This is a genomic window from Flavobacterium filum DSM 17961, assembly GCF_000425465.1.
Classification (GTDB): Bacteria; Bacteroidota; Bacteroidia; order Flavobacteriales; family Flavobacteriaceae; genus Flavobacterium; species Flavobacterium filum.
On sequence record NZ_AUDM01000004.1, the window covers coordinates 134,517 to 157,251 of the forward strand.

Here is a 22,735-nt window from a genome sequence, read left to right on the forward strand (position 1 = left end):
AAGAAAATTTTTATTTACTAACTCCGGTTAGTCATGTGGAATATTTTCATCTACCTCTGTTGATTGATTAACCGGTTTTGGTTTTTCATTTTTCTTTTTTCGATCAGAAAAATTTATAAAATCCGGTGAATAATCAGAATCTTCATTTTCATTTTGTGATTCTTTCTCTTTTTTATAGGTCGAGTTTCTAAAGATTTTATAAAACAATTCGTTGAATGTACTAAAATCAACTTGATAAGATATACCGATACCTTGTGTATAACCAATTCCTTCCCCTATATAGTTAATATCATTTTCTCTGTTAAAAGCTTTCATGTTAAGTGTACCGTCTTTATTTACGCGATACAACACCTCAATATCACCTACAATTGCAGCATCATTTACACCTCCAACGGGTACACCTAATACTCCATTTACAGAAATTCGATCATTAATTGCAAATGAAGTAGAAACACTAACATTACCATCTGTTTCGCGATTTGGAGTTTTTTCAGGGGCAACATAACCCACTTCAATTGAAATTTTACTATCCGCATCTTTAAACAAACTATCAAATACACCACTCGCAGTTTGGAATAAATTATTGTATAACGCATTTTGACCAACAGCAGAACTGTCATCACTAATAAAACTATTAGAGGCTAAAAGATACAAGGCTTGTGTTTGTCTAATATCTTTATCACTCAGTTTTGTATCAATTTCAGAACGTAGAATAGAACTAACTGTTGGAAAATTGATATTAAAATCCGGTTCAGGATTACTTATTGTTCCATTAATAGTAATAGCTACTTCAACAGGAACTTTTTGATTTAACGTAGTATTGTTTAATAAAACTCCGGGATTGGCTCTTGTTTCATATAATGCTTCTAAATTCAATCGAGCTTTAAGCGGATCTCCTTCCCACACAATGTTTCCATTGTTTTTTACATTGAATTTTTTACTTACTAAACCTCGATATTTAAAATTATATTCACCTTCATCAACCATAAAATCACCATACATATTAAATTTCCCCAAAGTGTTAATTTGAAGTGATAAAATTCCAACTCCGCGACCTTTCATATTGTGACCTGATTCTTTATCTAAAATCACTTCAATTTCAGCATTTTTGTTGATATCTAGTTCAAACTCAAGTTCCAATCCATTATACCTTTTTTCATTTCTGTTTGCGGTCAATAAGTTGTATTTCTCTTCTTTTGTCACAAAATGAATAAACGAATTTTCACTAATCGATTGGTTATCTAAAATAGGTAATTTAATTGCGGTACCTTTTTCTGATTTTGCGTTTACTTTGATCAACAAACCATCAGTTGGACCTGATATGTTGGCATCACCGGAAATAAATGCTTTTCCATAATAATAAGCTTCATCGCTATCTTGTGTATCTAAAACACATAAATAATTGGAATTGACACCAATATCTAAAATCCAATTGGAAAGTTTAGAATGTTTCACATTTCCGGTTAAGATTCCTTTTGTTTTATATTTTGTATCGGTAATCGATATGTTACGCATTAAAAATTGTCTTTCTGTGAGGTCAACAATTGAATTTGGTTCCATTTCTAAATCAACATTCAGATAGGGAATTCGTAAACCGGCTTGGTTCAAAAAGAGTCTTCCGTTCATTTCAGGGTTGTCAATTGCTCCTCTGAAATTTGCATTTCCGTTTACTAATCCTCTGATATTAGACACCACATCACCACCCATTGTGCTAAAAGCCCCAATATTAAATTTATCAAATTTAACATCGATATTCATCGTTGGAATTTTATCTTTAAAGTACAAATTCCCTAATAAATTAAAACTTTCAACATTTTCATTTTCCAATGTTGATGTTACATTAAAAATATTGAAATCATCATTCCCTTTAATGTCTAATTTGATTGTACCTAGTTTTATATTATTTACCAATAAATTATTGACATTTAAGGAGGCATAAGGTTCAAACTGCGTTTTATTCTGTTTAAAATTGACCACTCCATTCATGTTTCCATCCATGGTAAAATTCTCAATGTCAGGAATAATTTTACCAATATTAACTTCATTAAACTTAATTTCTAAATCTTTAAAATCATTGCCTTTCATTAATCCATTGAAGTCAACCCGCTGAATTTCATGTGTTAAAGAAAAATGATCAAAGTTGAAATTATTTAACTTTTTATCAAAAATTATTTTGTTGGAATTATCATCCATTTCATTTAAAAACCAGATATAATCTTTGAATTTCAATTCTGATTTAAAAAATCCAACAACATTGTTATTATCGTTATTAATGGTATGATAGGCATCAAAGTTGAAATAATCTTCACTATTTTTTCCTCCTTTGAACTCAGTTCTAAAAATTAAAGAATCTTTTCTGGTAATGTTAATGAGGTTAAAATCTGCAATTTTATACCATTTATTTTTGATACTATCAATTGAAATAAAGGAATTAAAAAGTGGATTTTTGTTGTCAATCTCTAACGAAATGGCATGAATATCATTATCAAAAGCTTCAATTTTAGAGGAGGTTAAATCCAATTTAAAATCATTTGTGTCTGCATTAATACTACCATTAATTTTTGTATCCGAACTTAAACTGATCTCTGGATAAAAAATCTCAATAATTTTATTGTAAACTGAGAAATCAAACCGAAGATATTGTCCTTTTTTTACTTTATTATAGTTAAAATGAGCATATATACTACCCAATGAATTTTCAACTAATTTCGGAACTTCTTCAAAATCAAATTTACCCTCAATTTTTCCATCAATGATGTCAGGAGAATTAATTGTAATTAAACGTTGATTAGAACTATCAAAATTCGATGTAATCGTAAAATTATCAAATACAAAAATATCTCTACCATTTTGATACGATGATTGTTCAATTTTTAAATCTCCATACATCGTATTAATGTTATTGCCAATTAAATTACTGAAAATTTTTCCTTTAAAAATGGAAATACTATCTGATTTTACTAAATTTAATTTTTTCAAATTTGCATAATCAATTTGGGTGTCAAACTGATAGACTTTTACTTTTTTAGACATGTCTATTACACCCTTAAAGTCCATAAATAAATTAGGATCATTAACGTTTAACTTTCCTTTAAAAATTGGCGATTTGAAACTACCATCAACTATAATTCCTTTGTAATTATAACCTTTAAATTGAAGTTGATTAACAGCACCCGTAATTTTAGTGTCAATAAATTTTTCTGTAAATCCTTTACCATTTACTTCGGCATCTAAAGAAACTTTCCCTAAATCGCGTTCATTTATGAAAGTTCCAATATCAAAATTATGGGTTGATATCGTTCCGGAATAATTGGCATTATCAATATTTTGAATATTGGTCATATACAAATCAGCCTCCACATCACCCAATGCCGATTGCATAAATAAATCGGTTTGAATTACATCAGTTGTCAGTTCTATTTGACCAATTACTGTAAATTGATTTAATTTACGTAATGATGTTGGTAAATTTTTTCCTAGTAAGTTTGGTAAAATACTAACCAAATCTTGATAATTAGAAGAGAGTTTATCAAAATTCCCAATTAGTTTAAATTCCTGATTTTCGTTACCAAAAATGTTGATAAATTGAATATCTCCATTAATTTCTGAAGCATAATCATCGTTTAAACGAAGTTGTTTGGTTTTAAAATTATTGAGTGTTCCAACAAGATGTGTAGAAAACGAAAATACATTTTCTTTGCCCAATTCATCATAATAATTTCGAATGTCTGATGATGCAATTTGAGCTTTTTCTACTTTAAAATCCCAGATTACTTTATTGATGAAATCTGCAAAATCAGCTCGATTATACCGCATAGCTAAATTTCCTTCCAAATGCGATTTTTGGGTTTTGAGCAATAATTTTTCTAAAAGAATATTGGTTTTGGTATAGGTGAAATCTGTATTGAGTTCTGTGACAAATAACCCTCTAAAATCCTTAAGAGATAGCTTACTGATATGCGTCGTAACATCACTTCCTTTAATCTTAAATCGATGTAAAGTTCCATTGATTTTCTTAAAATCAACACTTTTTGGTGTTTGTAAATTCTGATCAATTAGCACAAATCGTGAGTCGGCCACTTTGATTTTATTGGCTTTCATTAAAAACTTTCCAGACGATGGTTTTCCATCATCAAAAGCAGCAATAAATTTGTCTAAATTGGTTTCTTTTTCGGATTTATACTGTACCATTCTCAAGTACAAATTGTTGATATTTATATCTCCAAAAAGTAAATCGCCATCAACTAACCGATTAATATCCAGAATATTGGTTTTGATTCTATCGGCAAAAATCAATGTATCTTTGTGATGATCTTTTATTAAAACACTTTTCAGTTTTACGCCGCCAAAAAAAGTAAAATTGACTTGATCAATCTGAATATCAGTACCAAAATCTTTGTTTATTCTTTCTGTAAAATACTGACCTAATTTAGTTTGAACTGACGGCAACGAGAGTAATACACTGATGATGAGCATCAACAGCAAAATTCCAATGAAGGAACGAACAATTATTTTTCTTATTTTTTTAATACTCTCGAACAATTAAAAAATTTGCAGCATAACGGGTAAAAAGCCTATTTTTACCAAAACAAAAGTAAATAATTTACCCTTTATTTTAACAGATTATTAAAGTAAATTATTCGTACAAAGTATAATTCAAATTTCATGCCTTTTTTATGACCGAAAAACCAATTTATCTTTTAGCAATTGAAAGTTCATGTGATGATACGGCTGCTGCTGTGCTCGAAAATGATAAAGTACTTTCTAATTTGGTTGCTCGTCAACACATTCATGAAGCATATGGTGGCGTTGTTCCTGAATTAGCATCAAGAGCCCATCAACAAAATATTGTACCGGTAGTAGATGCTGCTCTAAAAAAAGCCGGAATTACCAAAAATCAACTTCATGCTATTGCTTTTACACAAGGACCGGGGCTGATGGGTTCATTACTCGTAGGAAGTTCTTTTGCCAAATCAATGTCTATCGCACTTAACATTCCTTTGATTGCAGTTCATCACATGCAAGCCCATATTTTTGCTCACTTCATTGATGAACCGGGATTTGACAAACCAACTTTTCCTTTTTTGGCTTTAACCATTTCTGGCGGACATACACAAATTGTAAAGGTTACTGATTTTTCAACTTTGGAAATTATTGGCGAAACAACCGATGATGCCGTTGGTGAAGCCTTTGATAAAACGGCTAAAATCCTTGGACTTCCTTATCCCGGTGGCCCTTTGATTGACCAATTTTCTAAAGAAGGAAATCCGAAAGCCTATTCGTTTACAAAACCAAAAGTGGACGATTTGGATTTTAGTTTTTCCGGATTGAAAACACAAATTTTATATTTCATCCAAAAAAATACGCAACTAAATCCGAATTTTGTTGAAGAAAACAAAACTGATATTTGTGCATCTGTTCAACATACCATTATCGAAATATTAATGGATAAATTGAATTTGGCCGTTAAGCAAACCGGAATTCATCAAATTGCGATTGGTGGTGGAGTTTCTGCCAATTCCGGCATTCGTCAGACATTGAAAGATGCCGAACAAAAATATGGTTGGAAAACCTATATCCCAAAATTTGAATATACTACCGATAATGCCGCTATGATTGGAATTGTTGGCTATCAAAAATTTTTAGCACAAAATTTTGAATCTTCATCTGTAGTTTCTAAAGCAAGAATTGAATTGTAATGCAATTATTTTATTTTAAAGACATAAACGAAAACTCAACTTCTTTTATTTTTGATAAGGAAGAAAGCAAACATATTATTAAAGTATTACGCAAAAAAGAAGGTGATATTTTGATGGTAACAAATGGTTTAGGTTTTTTATTTGAAACCAAAATCAGTATTGCATCCGATTCAAAATGTACAGTTGAAATTGTTAGCTTTCAACAACAAAAGGCTACTGATTATTATCTTCATATGGTCGTTGCTCCTACAAAAATGAATGAGCGATTGGAATGGTTTTTAGAAAAAGCTACCGAAATTGGTTTGCATGAATTTACGCCCATTATTTGCGAACACTCCGAACGTAAAGTGCTAAAAACGGATCGATTGGAAAAAATTCTGCTATCGGCTATGAAACAATCTAATCAATGTTATTTACCCAAAATAAATGAACCTATTTCATTTAAAAATTTCATACAAATGGAAGAAAAAGGGCAAAAATTCATTGCTCATTGTGAAGAAACTCAGAAATTAACTTTCGCTTCACAAATTCATCCTGGTGAAAAATGTACCGTTTTAATTGGTCCGGAAGGTGATTTTTCTACTCAAGAAATCAAATTAGCTTTAGAAAATAAATTTATACCCGTATCTTTGGGAAATAACCGTTTGCGAACAGAAACAGCTGCTTTGGTGGCGTGTCACACGGTTGTATTAAAAAATGAACAATGAAAAAAATAGTATTCATCTTTTTATTCGTACATTCTTTAGTTGGTGCTCAAGAAATCGCCTTATTGAAATACAATGGCGGCGGCGATTGGTATGCTAATCCGACTTCTTTGCCCAATTTGATTCGGTTTTGTAATCAATCAATTCAAACCAAAATCAAACAAAAGCCTTCTACGGTTGAACCTGGGAGCTCGGAATTGTTTTCCTATCCGTTTGTGCACATGACCGGACACGGTAATGTGGTTTTCAATGATAATGAGGTGAAAAATCTCAGAGCCTATCTAACTTCAGGTGGATTTTTGCACATTGACGACAACTACGGAATGGATAAATATATTCGAAAAGAAATCAAAAAGATTTTTCCAAATAATGAGTTGATTGAAATTCCATCAACGCACAAAATTTTTCAAGGACCATTTTCGTTTCCAAACGGTTTACCTAAAATTCACGAACATGAAAAACAAAAACCGCAGGCATTTGGAATTTTTATTGAAGGAAGATTAGCCTTAGTTTATACGTTTGAAACTGATTTAGGCGACGGATGGGAAGATGAAGAAGTACACAATAACCCCAAAGAAGTGAGAGAAAAAGCCCTGAAAATGGGAGCAAATTTGGTACATTACGTATTTTCGAATTAAAATAAAGTGAAATGAATTCAAAAATTATAGCAAATGGAATTTTGAGAGCAATAGGAATACTTTTGCTTTTTTCGATTGGAATTTGGTTTTTGTTTTCCATTCGAACGTTATTTGTGTATTTGATTTTAGCGTTATTGTTGAGCATGATTTGCAATCCGATTGTTCAATTTTTAAAGAAAAAAACAAAGTTCAATAACTTCTGGGCGGTGACTACTACCCTACTAATTTTAATTTTAGGTATAGCATTATTCATCTTGTTATTTGTACCATTAATTACATCTCAAATTCAAAGTCTTTCATTGTTAAATACAGCTGATATTGAACAAAAAGTCATTCATTTATACGATCAATTTTCATCTTATTTATATCAAAACAACTTCGATATTCAAGAAGTTTTTAAAGAATTTAATTTTACTCAATACATTAATATTACATTTTTACCCTCCTTTTTGAATGGATTTTTAGGTACATTAAGTTCAATTGGAATTGGAATTGCATCCGTATTATTCATTACTTTTTTCTTTTTGAAAGATCAAATTTCATTTATAGCAGCTTTCAAAAAAATTATACCGGTAAGTCATGAAGAAGAAACATTGCAATCTATTCAAAAAATCAATGAAATGTTGACGCGATATTTTGTTGGATTATTGGTTCAACTTTTTATAGTGTTTGTGCTTTATTTTATTGTTTTATTGATTTTTGGAATTGACAATGCGTTTGTAATTGCCTTATTATGTGCCGTTTTAAACATCATTCCCTATGTTGGACCTTTAATTGGAAGTATTTTAGCGGCAACGTTAACCATGATAAGTCAAATTGGTGGTGATTTTCAAACAGAGATTTTACCCACAACCATTTATGTTTTAATCGGCTTTTTTATAGTTCAGTTAATCGACAACAATGTGAACCAACCGATTATTTTCTCAAAAAGTACACAATCGCATCCGTTGGAAATATTCTTAGTCATTTTGATTGCCGGTATGATTTCCGGAATTGTGGGAATGATTATCGCTGTTCCGTTTTATACTATGGTAAAAGTGGTGGCAAAAGCTTTCTTGCCCGACAATAAACTAGTGCAGGTTTTTACCCATAAGATTTAAAAAAAAATCCTTTTGGAAGCATTATTAACAAACGAAATTCAAGAATATATTAGGAAACAGTGTGAAAATCCAACCTCGCAATTGGCTTTTCAAAAAAATCCTTTTCCACATGTGGAATGGAAATTAATTTTGCAACAAATTGAAGCTAAAGCTAAAGCAAAAGAAAAATTACCGCTTTGGTATTCCACGCGAAATATTATATATCCCTCAAAAATTTCGGTTGAACAAACTTCATCAGAAAAAACCGCAATCTTCAAATCAAGTTTAATCAGGGGCAAAAAAATTATCGACTTAACCGGAGGTTTTGGAATTGATGCCTATTTCTTTTCAAAACAGTTTGAATCGGTCATTCATAGTGAACAAAATGCAGTTTTATCCTCAATTGTTCAACATAATTTCAAGCAATTAAACGCAAACAATATTCAATGTATTGCCGGAAATAGTGAAGAAATACTTTCGTCATTACAACAACAATTTGATTGGCTGTATATCGATCCTTCCCGAAGAAATGAACAAAAAGGGAAAGTTTTCATATTGAAAGATTGCGAACCAAATGTTCCTGAATTAATGAATTATTACTTTCAGTTTTCAAAACAAATCTTAATCAAAACAGCCCCAATTTTAGACATAAAAGCAGGGTTGAATGAACTGAATTTTGTAAAAAACATTCACATTATTGCTGTTGAAAATGAAGTAAAAGAGTTGTTATGGGAAATTGAAAAAGAGTATTCAGGTCAACCCACTCTGAAAACAGTGAATTTGACCAAATCAAAAACGGAACTTTTTGACTTTGTTTTAAACGAAGACTCGAGTAAAGCAACGTTGGGTAAACCTGAAAAATACCTTTACGAACCAAATGCCGCCATTATGAAATCAGGTGGATTTGATGAAGTTGCTCATTTTTTTAAATTGAAAAAATTGCATCCTCATTCACATCTTTATACTTCAAATGAGCTAATTAATTTTTGTGGCAGAGTTTTTGAACTGCAACAAACAATTCTATACAACAAAAAAAATATGATGCAACTTGGACTTTCAAAAGCCAATATCACGATAAGAAATTTTCCGGAAACGGTAGAAACTTTACGAAAAAAATGGAAAATCAAAGACGGTGGAGAGGTGTATTGCTTTTATACAACGGATGAAGAAAACCAAAAAATTGTTTTACTTTGCAAAAAATTATAATTTAAAAATGAGAATTTTACTTGTATTGCTATTTGCCTTTTATTCATTACAAACTTTTGCACAACGAAAATGTGAATATACAACAGAAGTTAAGGATAGTTTAGGAAGTTTAAAAACAACCAAAGAAGTCTTGCTTTATGAACGTATTTTTGGTCAAAATGAGCAATATTTATTTTTCTCATTAACAAATGATGACGGAACTCCCTATCTTACCTTGCAACAAGTGCAAAAGAATAATGCCTTCATTAAAGCAATTTGTATTGATGCTTCTACCAAAATGTATGTTCAGTTAGAAAACGGTAAAATAATAACCTTAATTCACGTACAAGAAGAAAACTGTGGAAATTTCTTTTACAGCGACAATAAAAATGTACGCGTTTTATCAGCTAATTTTATGTTTTTAAAAGATTCTTTTAAAGAGTTAAAACAAAGCCCGATAAGCATGATTCGTATCAAATATAGTACAGAAACCATTGACTTTCGAATAAAACTCGAAATGGAGTCAGAATTGTTAAAAGAATTTAATCGTCCCGCTAATTTCTTTATTGATTATTTGCATTGTGTAGAATAATCAATCACATTGCCAAGTAAAATTTGAAATTTTATCAGTTGGTTCAGTAGCTAAATTATAGTGCCACCATTCGGATTGAAACACTCTAAAAGAAGAACTTTCCATTGTTTCACGTAATAGTTTACGATTGTTTTTAACTACTTCAGAACTATTTTCGTACAAATGAGCGGCTTCTTTACCGAAATGATCAAAGGGTGTACCCATATCGAGTTCATTTCCACTTAAATCAACTAAAGTCAAATCAACCGCACATCCTCTGTTATGAATTGAACCTTTGGAGGGATCTGCTACATAAATTGGATTAGGCACAATTTTCCACATTTTCTTTTGAACATCCAACGGTCGATAGCAATCGAAAAGTTTTATTTTGTAGCCGAGTTTCAAAAATTTTTCGTTGGCTTCAATTAATTTTTTGACTGTTTTATATCGCAAATAACATTCGGCACAATCGTACACTTTTGCATTCAAAAAATTATTTTCAGTGGCATATCGCAAATCATATTCAAACTGATTGGAAAAATCTTTTAACCGAACAAACAAGGTATCATTTGGAGTTGTCGTTTGACAAAAACTAATTTGAATGAAAAAAAATAGAAAAAAGATAACTTTATTCATTTTATACACAGCTTTTAATTTGCCACGAGTAAAGATACAAGAAAAAAGTTAGGGTAAAAATTCACTCCAATAATCATGAATCAACTCTTTATGTTGTTCATAAAATAAAAGTGCTTTATCTCTGGATCGAAAAGCTAAAAATTGAGGTAAAACTGAAATGCCAATATAAGGAATAAATTCGCCCTCTTTGATTTGTGGTAGGATGGCATAATTCTCTAAATGATGATTCCAACCACTAAAATAAGAGTGAAGCAATTGAGAAAGTTGAGCTTTCGCCAATGCAGACTTCGCTTGATTTTCGGTGGCAAAAACATTTCGATTATCGTCATGCACCGGTCTATTTTCGTAGGATTCAATTTTTGAAAAACTATCAATATAATAGCCACTTACCTCATTTAAATCGGACCAACTTTTAACAAGCTTCGGATTTTCTTCAAGGTATTTGCGGAGTGCACTTATATCATCCAGGTTCTTTTTTTGCTGGTTTTCAAGGGCATTTAACCGGTTAATAATATTCAATTTTTCTTCAGGCGACATTTATCGGTGATGTTTTCTGATTTTGTAAAAAATTGTTAGTAGTATTTGGGGCTACAAACAAGTAAATTAAGGTGGAAAGTTACTATTTTAGGTTAATATTTCACCATAAAAACGTTGAAAAAGTAAAAAAAATCGTTTAAAACAACATTACAAGCTATATTTCAATGGTTTAAAAGAAAATATTCTTAAATAATTTTTGCTTAGTACAATTAATAATATGGTTTTAAAACAAAAAAACCACCTGAAAAATCAGATGGTTTTGATGTGATCCAGTCAGGATTCGAACCTGAGACCTACTGCTTAGAAGGCAGTTGCTCTATCCAGCTGAGCTACTGGACCGTAGTCGGGGTGGCAGGATTCGAACCTGCGGCCTCCTGCTCCCAAAGCAGGCGCGATAACCGGGCTACGCTACACCCCGAGAAAAAAAGCGGAGAGACAGGGATTCGAACCCTGGCATCGGTTACCCGATGACAGATTAGCAATCTGCTCCGTTACCACTCCGGCACCTCTCCTATTCTGCAAAGAACTTGACTTTTTTTGCGGTTGCAAATGTAACGTAACATTCTTAAGTTTACAAGTAATTGAACTATTTTTTTTGGTTTTTTTTGATGAAATAAATAAAGCGACTATCAGTCAATTAGATAGATAAAATTTTTTTATTCGTTTACTAACCTGTTAGAGTGGTCAAATAGAAATTTAGATTGAATTTAATTTTTGAAAAAGTACCATATTTAATACGCTCAATCGCTTAAAAATTATTAAATTCGCAATCTAAACTTATTATTTCTTAATTATGAACAAAAAAGTTGTCATTGTATCAGCAGTCAGAACCCCAATGGGTAGTTTTATGGGTGGTTTATCTACTGTAACTGCTCCTCAATTAGGTGCAACAGCCATAAAAGGAGCTCTTTCCAAAATAAATTTAGATCCATCATTAGTGGATGAAGTACTTATGGGTAATGTTGTACAAGCTGGTGTTGGTCAAGCTCCAGCCAGACAAGCCGCTTTATATGCCGGGCTTTCAAATGCTGTTCCTTGTACGACTATAAACAAAGTTTGTGCTTCGGGTATGAAAGCGTTTATGCAAGGTGCTCAATCTATAAAATGTGGTGATAATTCGATTGTTGTAGTGGGTGGAATGGAAAACATGAGTTTGATTCCTCATTATGTTCATTTAAGAAATGGTTACAAATTTGGCCCGGCTTCCATGTTGGACGGTCTTCAAAAAGATGGTTTAACTGATGCTTATGATAATAATGCAATGGGGGTTAGTGCTGATTTGTGTGCAAAAGAATATTCAATCTCAAGAGAAGAACAAGACGCTTTTGCTATTCAATCGTATCAACGTTCTGCCAAAGCATGGGAAGAAGGTAAATTTGATAATGAAATTGTGCCGGTTGAAGTACCACAAAGACGTGGAGAACCAGTAATCGTTGCCAAAGATGAAGAATTTACCAACGTAAAATTAGATAAGATTCCGAGTTTGAATGCCGTTTTTACTAAAGACGGCACTGTAACCGCTGCAAATGCTTCTACTATTAATGATGGTGCAGCAGCTCTTGTTTTAATGAGTGAAGAAAAAGCAAATGAGTTAGGATTAAAACCATTAGCGTATGTAACCAGTTATGCTGATGCGGCTCAAGAACCAAAATGGTTTACTACTGCTCCGGCAAAAGCATTGCCAATTGCATTAGACAAAGCCGGTTTATCACTTGATCAAATTGATTATTTTGAATTCAATGAAGCATTTTCTGTTGTAGGATTAGCAAATGCGAAAATTTTAGGTTTATCCTCTGATAAAATCAATGTAAATGGAGGTGCGGTTTCGTTAGGACATCCGCTTGGATGCTCTGGTGCAAGAATTTTAGTAACGTTAATTAATGTTTTACATCAAAATAATGCTAAATTTGGTGCGGCAGCAATTTGCAATGGCGGTGGCGGTGCATCTGCTGTTGTTATTGAAAGAGCATAATTGATAAATTATTTGCATGTACGGAATTTGTAATCTGGCAATTATTCCATTAAGGGTTGAACCAAATGATAGAAGCGAACAAGTTTCGCAGGTATTATTTGGGGAACATTTTACCATTATTGAACAACAAAAACAATGGTTAAAAATTCAACTTCACTATGATCAATATGAAGGCTGGATTGATTCCAAACAATGTCAAATTATTACGCAAAACGAATTTGATGAAATTTCAAAATCATCCATAATTTTAAATAATGACTTAGTTGAATTTGTAACAAATGACCAAAATATTTTAATGCCAATTCCGCTTGGAGCTGCACTTACTTTTTTAAATTTTGAAAAAATAAATGTTAACAATTTTATTTTTGAAGGTTTAAAAGTTACCGGTCAAAAACCCAAGCAGGAATTAATTAAGACGGCTTTTTTATACTTAAATGCTCCCTATTTATGGGGTGGAAAAACCCCTTTTGGCATAGATTGTTCAGGTTTTACACAAATGGTTTATAAACTAAACGGTTATAAACTCTTGCGGGATGCTTCTCAACAAGCTACTCAAGGTGAAGCATTAAGTTTTATAGAAGAAAGTGAAGCCGGTGATTTGGCTTTTTTTGATAATGAAGAGGGGAAAATCATCCATGTAGGTATCATTATGAATGACAACTACATTATTCATGCCAGTGGAAAAGTTAGAATTGATCGTCTGGACCATTTAGGAATTTATAATGCTGAAACGAATAGGCATACACATAAATTAAGAGTCATAAAAAAAATTATATAAAAAAAGGTCGGATATTTAAATCCGACCTTTTTTTATTTTTAAAATAAATTTATAAAATTATTAATCTAAAGTATTTTTAATTGCTTTGTATTTATCAGTCATATCCAAAGCAGAGTAAACATTCATCAACGTTTGTTTAGCTTCTTTATTTTTAGGATCTAATTCAACAACTTTCTCTAAATAAGGTAATGCTTTTTTGAAAACCTTTTCGCGTTCTACTTTAATTTCCTCATAACGCTTATTGTCTTTAGCTGAGTTTCCTAATTTATTGGATTCATCTACTAATTTTGTATCAGCATCTAAAACCAAAATAGCTAAATTCAAATAAGCATTTTTATATTTTGGATCAATTTCAATGGCTTTTGTATAATATTTTTCAGCATCCGCAACATTATTTGCTTTAGAAGAGATTACACCTAAATTGTAATATAAATCAACATCATTAGGATTTCTGGTCAAGATTTCATTTACAATTTTTTTATAGGAGTCGAAATCTTGAGCTTCTAAGTATAAATTTGCTTCCGTTATAGCCAAAGAATGATCTTCAGGATTAGATTTTCTAGCTTCTTGAATAGCAGTTCTAGCTTTATCTGATTCTCCTTTTTCAACTAAAATTAAGGCATAATTTCTAAGAATCTCACCTCTTTTTGATGGCAATTTTTCATCTCTAGGATTGGCATGCATTTTCAATCGAACTGAATTATCACGTTCTTGTTTTGAGTTGAAGAAATCCTCTTCTTCTGTTAAAACATTTTTAGCATAATAAGCCATTCCTTTACCTGAATAGTTTAATTTTTTTAACTCATCATATAACGATAATGCTTTGTCATAATCCTTAGCATTTACAGCACCATTGGCAGCATAATACAAATAAACAGTATCCTTAGTGTTTAATTTGTATGCTTCATACAACTTTTCTGTACCTTCTTTATATTTTTTTGCAGCATTATCTTCAATGGCTGCATTTACTAGTTCATCTCTAACCGTTGCTAATGAAGTTTCTGCTTCAGAAGAATACTTCTTTTTTCCTAATGTTTTTTCAATTGCTAAAAGGTCTTGATATGATTTGGCAGCAGAAACTAGGTTCTTCCCTTTTTCCATACCTTTTTTAGCAAATTCTAAATGTGCATTACCTTTTAAAAAATAATACTGAGCTTTTTCTGCATCCGCAGCTGAACCAATTACCGCTTCAGCATCAGTAAGAGCTTTTTTTAAGTTACTAGGTTCATAGTTTTTAATCGCTTTTTCCAATGCTTTTAATTGGTCTTTTTGGGCAAATACTCCCAAACTTAAAAATAAAGCAAAGGCAGAAATGATGTATCTACTTTTCATTTTACAGTTAATTTAATTAATATTTATTCTTGGTCATCTTTGTTTTCGTCATCACTTTCTGTGAAATCATCATCATATTCAACTGATGAATTGTCATTTGAAACTGTTTCGCCTGTTACTGCTGCAGTAACATCTTCAAATTCTACTTCTTCAGCTGCTTCTTCTTTCATTACTTTAGTTACCGCAGCAATAGAATCGTTTCCTTTGATGTTGATCAATCGAACTCCTTGTGTGGCTCTTCCCATTACGCGTAAATCGGAAACTTCCATTCTAATGGTCAATCCAGATTTATTGATAATCATCAAGTCGTCTGCATCTGTCACATTGTTAATAGAAACCAATTTTCCGGTTTTATCCGTAATATTAAGTGTTTTTACACCTTTTCCACCACGGTTAGTAATTCTGTAATCTTCTAATGAAGAGCGTTTTCCGTATCCATTTTCAGAAACAACCAAAATTTCACTGTTCATATCGTTTACAGAAACCATGCCAATCACCTCATCTTTATCATCTGCTAAGGTAATTCCACGAACTCCGGAAGCACTTCTTCCCATCGGACGGGTTTTGCTTTCTTCAAATCGAACCAATTTTCCGGATTTTACAGCCACTAAAATTTGACTTTTTCCGTTGGTTAATTTTGCTTCTAACAATTCGTCGTCTTCCTTAATAGTAATTGCTGCAATTCCGTTTACTCTCGGACGAGAATATTGTTCTAACAACGTCTTTTTCACTTGACCTTGTTTAGTAGCCATAATCACATAATGACTATTGATATATTCTTCGTTTTTCAAATCTTGAGTACAAATGAATGCTTTTACTTTATCATCATTTTCAATGTTGATTAAGTTTTGAATTGCTCTTCCTTTTGACGTTTTACTTCCTTCCGGAATTTCATATACACGCATCCAGAAACATTTTCCTTTTTGAGTAAAGAATAACATGTACTGGTGATTGGTTGCCACAAATAAATGCTCTAAGAAATCTTGATCTCTAGTTCCGGCACTTTTTTGACCAACTCCTCCTCTATTTTGCGTTTTGTATTCAGATAAATTAGTGCGTTTGATATAACCGGCATGTGAAATGGTAATCACAACATTTTCATCAGCAATTAAATCTTCTATGCTTACATCACCACCCGAATATTCAATCACAGAACGTCTTGCATCTCCATATTTATCACGCATTTCAATCAATTCATCCTTGATAACTTGCATTCTCAAGTCTTTGTTTGCTAATAAATCTCTCAAATAAGCGATCAATTTCATTATTTCTTCATACTCAGCACGTAACTTATCTTGTTCCAATCCGGTTAGTTGACGCAAACGCATTTCTACAATTGCACGTGCTTGAATTTCCGTTAACGAAAAACGTTCAATCAATTTTGTACGGGCTTCATCACCATCTTTTGAACCACGAATTAAAGCAATTACTTCATCAATATTATCCGATGCAATGATTAAACCTTCTAAAATGTGTGCTCTTTCTTCTGCTTTACGTAAATCAAATTGAGCTCTTCTCACCACTACATCATGACGGTGTTCCACAAAATAATGAATCAAATCTTTTAGATTCAACATTTGCGGACGACCATTTACTAACGCAATATTGTTTACACTAAACGAAGATTGTAATTGTGTAAACTTATATAAGGTATTTAAAACAACATTAGGCACTGCATCTCGTTTTAATTCGTAAACGATTCGCATACCATTTCTATCCGATTCATCTCTAATATTTGAAATTCCTTCAATTTTTTTCTCATTTACCAAATCAGCGGTTTTTTTAATCATATCCGCTTTGTTCACTTGGTATGGAATTTCAGTTACAATGATTGCTTCTCTTCCGTTACTTTCCTCAAAAGAAGTTTTAGCCCGCATCACAATTCGGCCTCTACCTGTTTTGAACGCTTCTCGTACACCTTCATAACCATAAATAATACCACCTGTTGGAAAATCAGGTGCTTTGACAAAATTCATCAATTCGTCAATTTCAATTTCATTATTATCAATATAAGCTAAAGTACCATCAATCACTTCTGTTAAATTGTGTGGTGGCATATTTGTAGCCATACCAACAGCAATACCCGAAGCTCCATTCACTAATAAGTTTGGAATTTTGGTTGGCATTACTTTAGGCTCATATAATGTATCATCAAAGTTCAATTGAAAATCAACCGTTTCTTTTTCAATATCTGCCATGATTTCTTCTGAAATCTTTTGCATTCTGGCTTCAGTGTAACGCATCGCTGCCGGACTATCACCGTCAACCGATCCAAAGTTACCTTGACCATCTACTAATAAATAACGTAAACTCCATTCTTGAGCCATACGAACCATCGCATCATAAACAGATGAATCTCCGTGTGGGTGATATTTACCTAAAACTTCTCCAACAATTCTTGCGGATTTCTTGTGAGCTCTATTTGAAAAAACTCCTAAATCATACATTCCGTAAAGCACTCTACGGTGTACAGGTTTTAAACCATCTCTAACATCCGGTAATGCTCTGGAAACAATAACTGACATCGAATAGTCGATGTACGCTGATTTCATCTCATCCTCAATGTTAATAGGAATTAATTTTTCTCCTTCAGACATAAGTATTTAAATATTAAATTTATAGCTATTTCAAACGTGCCAATATACGAATTTTTGGGCTTTTAGGAAGCTTTTTTGCTAGGTAATTTCAACGATTTATTAACAAAATCCACACCTTTTTTAGTTAATAATTATACATTGTTTTGGCTTTTATTTTTCATTTTTTTTTTGTCAATTAGCTGACAATAGATTCGGTTCGGAATGATTTTTGTTTTTGGTCTGAATATTTATTAAATTTACCATTAAAAAAAAGCTATGGATGATAATTTTTCTCCAAGAGTAAAAGATGTTATAACCTTTAGTAAAGAGGAAGCACTTCGTTTGGGTCATGATTTTATTGGCACTGAACATTTGATGCTAGGCATTTTGAGAGACGGCAACGGAAAGGCAATTTCAATTCTCACTAATTTAGATGTTGATTTAGATTACTTGCGAAAAAAAGTTGAAATCCTGAGTCCGCCTAATCCTATTACTGAGGTAGGCAACGATAAGAAGAATTTACATTTGACCCGTCAAGCGGAAAGAGCTTTGAAAACTACTTTCTTAGAAGCCAAAGTTTTTCAAAGTTCTTCTATTAGCACGGCACATCTTTTGCTCTGTATTCTTAGGAACGAAAACGATCCTACAACAAAATTACTTAACAAGCTGAAAATCGATTATGATACAGCTAAAGAACAATATTTAAATATGATACCCAATAACAACGACGAAGAATACACTGACAGCTTTCCTAAAAACGAATCGTTTAATGATGATTCCGGACAAGATGACAGTTTAAAAGAAGGCAGTTTTAACAATCCGGCCGGAAAAACCAATAAAAAATCGAAAACTCCGGTTTTAGATAATTTTGGTCGCGATTTAACTGAATTGGCTGAAGAAGGAAAACTTGACCCGGTTGTAGGAAGAGAAAAAGAAATTGAACGGGTTTCTCAAATCCTAAGCCGAAGAAAGAAAAACAATCCTTTGTTGATTGGTGAACCCGGTGTGGGTAAATCGGCTATAGCTGAAGGTTTAGCGTTGCGAATCATTCAAAAGAAAGTCTCTCGTATTTTATTCAATAAGCGAGTGGTAACGCTTGATTTGGCAAGTTTAGTTGCTGGGACAAAATACCGTGGACAATTTGAAGAACGCATGAAAGCGGTGATGAATGAATTAGAAAAGAACGACGATATTATTCTATTTATTGACGAAATTCATACTATTGTGGGAGCAGGTGGTGCAACCGGTTCTTTGGATGCATCCAACATGTTTAAGCCTGCTTTAGCTCGAGGTGAAATTCAATGTATTGGTGCTACAACGCTAGACGAATACCGTCAATATATTGAAAAAGACGGAGCCTTAGAAAGACGTTTTCAAAAGGTAATTGTTGAGCCAACTTCAGTGGAAGAAACCATTACCATTTTGAATAATATCAAAGGAAAATACGAAGACCATCACAGTGTAACGTACACACCTGAAGCAATTGAAGCGTGTGTAAAATTAACCAGTCGTTATATGTCCGACCGTTTTTTACCGGACAAAGCAATTGATGCATTAGACGAAGCGGGTTCACGTGTACACATCACCAACATAGAAGTTCCAAAACAAATTTTGGAACTCGAAAAACAATTAGAAGATGTTCGAGAATTAAAAAACACAGTCGTTAAAAAGCAAAAATATGAAGAGGCGGCCAAGTTGCGAGATGATGAAAAACGCATTGAAAAAGATTTAGCCATCGCTCAAGAACAATGGGAAATTGATTCTAAAAACAATCGAATTACCGTTACCGAAGATAATGTAGCCGATGTTGTTTCGATGATGACAGGCATTCCGGTGAACCGAATTGCTCAAACCGAAAGCAACAAATTAGCCCACCTTCCCGAATTAATTAAAGGAAAGGTAATTGGTCAAGATGAAGCGGTCATGAAAATTGCTCGCTCCATTCAACGTAATCGTGCGGGATTGAAAGATCCAAATCGTCCAATCGGTTCGTTTATTTTTCTTGGTCAAACCGGTGTTGGAAAAACGCAATTGGCTAAAGTTATTGCTAAAGAATTGTTTGATTCAGAAGATGCATTGGTGCGTATTGACATGAGCGAATACATGGAAAAATTTGCCATTTCCAGATTAATTGGAGCACCTCCAGGATATGTAGGTTATGAAGAAGGTGGACAATTAACCGAAAAAGTACGTCGCAAACCCTATTGCGTGGTGTTATTAGATGAAATTGAAAAAGCTCATCCTGACGTTTTCAATATGATGTTGCAAGTATTGGATGACGGATATTTGACAGATAGTTTGGGTAGAAAAATCGATTTTAGAAATACCATTATCATTATGACTTCCAACGTGGGAGCTCGTCAATTAAAAGATTTTGGACAAGGAGTTGGTTTTGGAACAGCTGCAAAAGTTTCACAAGCTGATGACCATTCAAAAAGCGTTATCGAAAATGCTTTGAAGAAAACTTTTGCCCCTGAATTTTTAAATCGTATTGATGATGTGATTGTTTTCAATCCGTTAGAACAAGAACACATTAATTTGATTATCGACATCGAATTGAAAAAATTATATGCTCGTATCAAAGATTTAGGTTATACGCTAAATTTATCAGATAAAGCCAAAGCCTACATTGCTGAAAAAGGTTTTGACAAACAGTTTGGAGCCCGTCCGCTAAAAAGAGCCATTCAAAAATATGTGGAGGATGCTCTTGCCGAAGAAATCATTACTTCTAAAATTAACGAAGGTGATGAAATCTTTATGGATTTAGAAGACAATGCCGATGAATTAACGGTAAAAATCAAAAAAGCCGAAAAGCCAACGAGTTAAATATAATCTTTTCATAACGCCACGAATTCACGAATAAATTATTTTTATCATGTGAATTCGTGGTTTTATTTTAATTATCATCATCAAAAAATGTTAGACAATAAATTAATTTTAGGTAGTGAAGAATGGTGTTCGTTTCCAGAGTTAGGAATTCCTACCATCAAAGCTCGTGTAGATTCAGGAGCCAAAACTTCTGCTCTGCATGCCATTAATATTAGCCCATTTGTAAAAGACGGAGAACATTGGGTAAAATTTGACATCAATCCGATTCAAAATAATGTAAAAACAATAATAAGTTGTCAAGCTCCATTAATTGATAAACGAATTGTCAAAAGCTCTAGTGGTTTTAGAGAACAGCGTTTTGTGATTCAAACCCAATTACAATTAGGAGAATCGAGTTGGGCAATCGAAATGACACTGACTAATCGAGATTCTATGGGTTTTCGCATGTTGTTAGGTCGAGAAGCCATGAGCGGACGAGCGTTGGTTGACCCGGAACAAAAATACCTACTTGGTGATACTTCAACAGATAAATTAAAAGATTTATATCCCGAAGTACTCAATGAAAAAAGAGGTTTAAAAATTGGACTTTTAGCCAGCAATCCGGAATTGTACAGCAACAAAAGAATTATGGAAGCCGGTGAACGCCGTGGTCACGAAATGCAATTTCTCAACATTAAAGAATGTTACATGAAATTGGATGCCGACACGCCCGAAATTCATTACCGTGGAGGAAAAATTTTGAATGAATTGGATGCGGTTATTCCAAGAATTCGTCCGAACATCACGTTTTATGGTTGTGCGTTGACGCGTCAATTTGAAGCGTTGAAGATTTTTTGTTTGAATTCTTCTTCGGCAATAACGCAATCGCGGGATAAATTGTATTCGTTGCAATTGCTCTTGAATAATGGAATCGATATTCCAACCACCGGATTTGCCAATTCGCCATTAGATACAGATGATTTGATTAAAATGGTAGGTGGAACTCCTTTAATAGTAAAGCTATTAGAAGGAACACAAGGAAAAGGAGTTGTTTTGGCAGAAACCAAAAAAGCTGCAGAAAGTGTGATTAACGCTTTTAAAAGTTTGAATGCAAACATTTTAGTACAAGAATTCATCAAAGAAGCCAACGGAAAAGATTTGCGTTTGTTTGTCATTGATGGAAAAGTAGTTGCCACAATTCAAAGAGAAGCATTAGCCGGAGAATTTAGAGCCAATATTCATTTAGGCGGAACAGCTACAGTGATTAAACCTACTAAAGAAGAGAAAGTAATCGCCATTAAAGCAGCCAAAGCTATGGGCTTAAAAGTTGCTGGAGTAGATATTATCCGTTCGAGTAAAGGCCCTCTTTTGTTGGAAGTCAACTCTTCTCCTGGTTTGGAAGGAATTGAAGGGGCGACTAACAAAGATATTGCAGGCGAAATGATTAAGGCGATTGAGAAGAATTTTAAAGTAAAATAAAATAATTCCAATTCTGATTATTTACTTTGAATAATTTTTGAATATTAAAAAAACCCTTAAATTATGTATTTTAAGGGTTTTTAATTGAATTACTTTTCAGCTTGCGGAGAAAGAGGGATTTGTAACACCTCTCCTATTCCTTTATTTATAAGGCTTCCGATCTTTATCAAAATGAGTGCACCGAATTGTGCACCTTTAAATTTAACTCAATTTATTACTTGTATTGAATAGCTCAAATATAGTTTAAATTCATGAGATTATCAATTAAAATGGTTCATTTTTTAGCTAGGTTGAATGATAGATTATCCTATTATTAAGGGTTCTACTTGTTCATATTTTAAGCTAGTATATTGGCAGAACTCCTCTACACTTAATAACTCATTATCTAGCTTATTAAGGTCCTTTCTAATCTTTTGTAACATTCGTTTACTTTGTTGGTAAGACTTACCTGTAATGCGTTGTATGTCCTTTGGGTAGATACATATTCGTTTTGGTTCTGTTCTCATACATTATCCTTGGTTATGACTAGACTTTGAGTAGTCTTTGAGTTTTACTTGCTTTTACTTCAACATTTAAAGTTACTGAAAAATTCTATTGGAATACCGATTGCAATTGACTTCTATTTTAAGTTTGATTTGGGTGTCATTTATGCTAAAAAATGTCATTTATACCTTTGATAGTCATATGGTATATTGTTGCAAATTCAATTTGTCAATTTCTATATTCATTTAAAAAATCTCT

The 22,735-nt window shown here is 32.7% G+C and carries 15 protein-coding genes and 3 tRNA genes; 10 read left to right on the plus strand and 8 right to left on the minus strand.

All coding sequences use genetic code 11. The annotated features are described in order from the left end of the window. Positions 1-27: 27 nt before the first annotated feature. Positions 28-4,476 (minus strand): translocation/assembly module TamB domain-containing protein, encoded by a 4,449-nt coding sequence (locus H601_RS0102045; RefSeq protein WP_026709965.1) that lies wholly within the window; start codon positions 4,474-4,476, stop codon positions 28-30. A 200-nt stretch (positions 4,477-4,676) separates the two neighbouring features. Here H601_RS0102045 and tsaD point away from each other — a divergent pair, with 200 nt between their 5' ends. Genes tsaD through H601_RS0102075 form a run of 6 tightly spaced genes read left to right on the plus strand, consistent with a single transcriptional unit; the run spans position 4,677 to position 9,897 of the window. Beyond that, positions 4,677-5,699 (plus strand): tRNA (adenosine(37)-N6)-threonylcarbamoyltransferase complex transferase subunit TsaD, encoded by a 1,023-nt coding sequence (gene tsaD, locus H601_RS0102050; RefSeq protein WP_026709966.1) that lies wholly within the window; start codon positions 4,677-4,679, stop codon positions 5,697-5,699. Continuing rightward, positions 5,699-6,406, plus strand: a complete 708-nt coding sequence (locus H601_RS0102055; protein WP_026709967.1) for a 16S rRNA (uracil(1498)-N(3))-methyltransferase — start codon at positions 5,699-5,701, stop codon at positions 6,404-6,406. The genes tsaD and H601_RS0102055 overlap by 1 nt, the downstream gene beginning before the upstream one ends. Continuing rightward, positions 6,403-7,041: a DUF4159 domain-containing protein gene (locus H601_RS0102060; protein ID WP_026709968.1), complete on the plus strand. Its 639-nt coding sequence runs from the start codon at positions 6,403-6,405 to the stop codon at positions 7,039-7,041. The genes H601_RS0102055 and H601_RS0102060 overlap by 4 nt, the downstream gene beginning before the upstream one ends. 11 nt (positions 7,042-7,052) lie before the next feature. Beyond that, positions 7,053-8,141 (plus strand): AI-2E family transporter, encoded by a 1,089-nt coding sequence (locus H601_RS0102065; protein ID WP_026709969.1) that lies wholly within the window; start codon positions 7,053-7,055, stop codon positions 8,139-8,141. Positions 8,142-8,147: 6 nt separating this feature from the next. Continuing rightward, complete coding sequence (locus tag H601_RS0102070; RefSeq protein WP_026709970.1) at positions 8,148-9,326, plus strand: THUMP-like domain-containing protein; 1,179 nt, start codon at positions 8,148-8,150, stop codon at positions 9,324-9,326. Positions 9,327-9,333: 7 nt separating this feature from the next. Beyond that, positions 9,334-9,897, plus strand: coding sequence for a hypothetical protein (locus tag H601_RS0102075; RefSeq protein WP_026709971.1), 564 nt, complete (start codon positions 9,334-9,336; stop codon positions 9,895-9,897). Here H601_RS0102075 and H601_RS15065 read toward each other — a convergent pair whose 3' ends face one another. From H601_RS15065 to H601_RS0102100, 5 genes are all read right to left on the minus strand, one after another. Next, positions 9,898-10,512, minus strand: coding sequence for a M15 family metallopeptidase (locus H601_RS15065; protein WP_051220629.1), 615 nt, complete (start codon positions 10,510-10,512; stop codon positions 9,898-9,900). 48 nt (positions 10,513-10,560) lie between these two features. Further along, positions 10,561-11,049, minus strand: a complete 489-nt coding sequence (locus H601_RS0102085; protein ID WP_026709972.1) for a hypothetical protein — start codon at positions 11,047-11,049, stop codon at positions 10,561-10,563. A 265-nt stretch (positions 11,050-11,314) separates the two neighbouring features. Continuing rightward, positions 11,315-11,388, minus strand: a tRNA-Arg gene (locus H601_RS0102090). 4 nt (positions 11,389-11,392) lie between these two features. Continuing rightward, a tRNA-Pro gene (locus H601_RS0102095) sits at positions 11,393-11,467 on the minus strand. Between the two features lie 10 nt (positions 11,468-11,477). Further along, positions 11,478-11,561 (minus strand) — tRNA-Ser (locus tag H601_RS0102100). 281 nt (positions 11,562-11,842) lie between these two features. Here H601_RS0102100 and H601_RS0102105 point away from each other — a divergent pair. Together H601_RS0102105 and H601_RS0102110 are read left to right on the plus strand one after the other, a co-directional pair. Beyond that, the gene (locus tag H601_RS0102105) at positions 11,843-13,021 is read left to right on the plus strand and encodes an acetyl-CoA C-acyltransferase (protein WP_026709973.1); all 1,179 of its coding nucleotides are present in this window, start codon (positions 11,843-11,845) and stop codon (positions 13,019-13,021) included. Positions 13,022-13,037: 16 nt separating this feature from the next. Beyond that, the gene (locus H601_RS0102110) at positions 13,038-13,799 is read left to right on the plus strand and encodes a C40 family peptidase (RefSeq protein WP_026709974.1); all 762 of its coding nucleotides are present in this window, start codon (positions 13,038-13,040) and stop codon (positions 13,797-13,799) included. A gap of 60 nt (positions 13,800-13,859) precedes the next feature. On the opposite strand, the gene H601_RS0102115 is transcribed toward H601_RS0102110, so the two are convergent. Together H601_RS0102115 and gyrA are read right to left on the minus strand one after the other, a co-directional pair. Next, on the minus strand, positions 13,860-15,131 hold the full coding sequence (locus H601_RS0102115; protein WP_026709975.1) for a tetratricopeptide repeat protein: 1,272 nt from the start codon (positions 15,129-15,131) through the stop codon (positions 13,860-13,862). A 23-nt stretch (positions 15,132-15,154) separates the two neighbouring features. Beyond that, a complete protein-coding gene (gyrA, locus tag H601_RS0102120) occupies positions 15,155-17,728 on the minus strand; it encodes a DNA gyrase subunit A (protein WP_026709976.1) in 2,574 nt (857 codons plus the stop codon). A 255-nt stretch (positions 17,729-17,983) separates the two neighbouring features. On the opposite strand from gyrA, the gene H601_RS0102125 reads away from it, so the two are divergent. Both H601_RS0102125 and rimK read left to right on the plus strand, forming a co-directional pair. Then, positions 17,984-20,533 carry an ATP-dependent Clp protease ATP-binding subunit gene (locus H601_RS0102125; protein WP_026709977.1) on the plus strand — a complete coding sequence of 850 codons (2,550 nt, stop codon included), beginning with the start codon at positions 17,984-17,986 and terminating at the stop codon, positions 20,531-20,533. 90 nt (positions 20,534-20,623) lie between these two features. Then, positions 20,624-21,994: a 30S ribosomal protein S6--L-glutamate ligase gene (gene rimK / locus H601_RS0102130; RefSeq protein ID WP_026709978.1), complete on the plus strand. Its 1,371-nt coding sequence runs from the start codon at positions 20,624-20,626 to the stop codon at positions 21,992-21,994. Positions 21,995-22,735 lie beyond the last annotated feature (741 nt).

What these genes read in the sequence shown, in the direction of transcription:
- gyrA (WP_026709976.1), bottom strand. Translation starts at nt 17,728, where the DNA reads ATGTCTGAAGGAGAAAAATTAATTCCTATTAACATTGAGGATGAGATG.
- H601_RS0102065 (WP_026709969.1), top strand. Translation starts at nt 7,053, where the DNA reads ATGAATTCAAAAATTATAGCAAATGGAATTTTGAGAGCAATAGGAATA.
- rimK (WP_026709978.1), top strand. Translation starts at nt 20,624, where the DNA reads ATGTTAGACAATAAATTAATTTTAGGTAGTGAAGAATGGTGTTCGTTT.
- H601_RS0102105 (WP_026709973.1), top strand. Translation starts at nt 11,843, where the DNA reads ATGAACAAAAAAGTTGTCATTGTATCAGCAGTCAGAACCCCAATGGGT.
- H601_RS0102045 (WP_026709965.1), bottom strand. Translation starts at nt 4,476, where the DNA reads ATGCTCATCATCAGTGTATTACTCTCGTTGCCGTCAGTTCAAACTAAA.
- H601_RS0102125 (WP_026709977.1), top strand. Translation starts at nt 17,984, where the DNA reads ATGGATGATAATTTTTCTCCAAGAGTAAAAGATGTTATAACCTTTAGT.
- H601_RS0102055 (WP_026709967.1), top strand. Translation starts at nt 5,699, where the DNA reads ATGCAATTATTTTATTTTAAAGACATAAACGAAAACTCAACTTCTTTT.
- H601_RS0102115 (WP_026709975.1), bottom strand. Translation starts at nt 15,131, where the DNA reads ATGAAAAGTAGATACATCATTTCTGCCTTTGCTTTATTTTTAAGTTTG.
- H601_RS0102075 (WP_026709971.1), top strand. Translation starts at nt 9,334, where the DNA reads ATGAGAATTTTACTTGTATTGCTATTTGCCTTTTATTCATTACAAACT.
- tsaD (WP_026709966.1), top strand. Translation starts at nt 4,677, where the DNA reads ATGACCGAAAAACCAATTTATCTTTTAGCAATTGAAAGTTCATGTGAT.
- H601_RS0102085 (WP_026709972.1), bottom strand. Translation starts at nt 11,049, where the DNA reads ATGTCGCCTGAAGAAAAATTGAATATTATTAACCGGTTAAATGCCCTT.
- H601_RS15065 (WP_051220629.1), bottom strand. Translation starts at nt 10,512, where the DNA reads ATGAATAAAGTTATCTTTTTTCTATTTTTTTTCATTCAAATTAGTTTT.
- H601_RS0102110 (WP_026709974.1), top strand. Translation starts at nt 13,038, where the DNA reads ATGTACGGAATTTGTAATCTGGCAATTATTCCATTAAGGGTTGAACCA.
- H601_RS0102060 (WP_026709968.1), top strand. Translation starts at nt 6,403, where the DNA reads ATGAAAAAAATAGTATTCATCTTTTTATTCGTACATTCTTTAGTTGGT.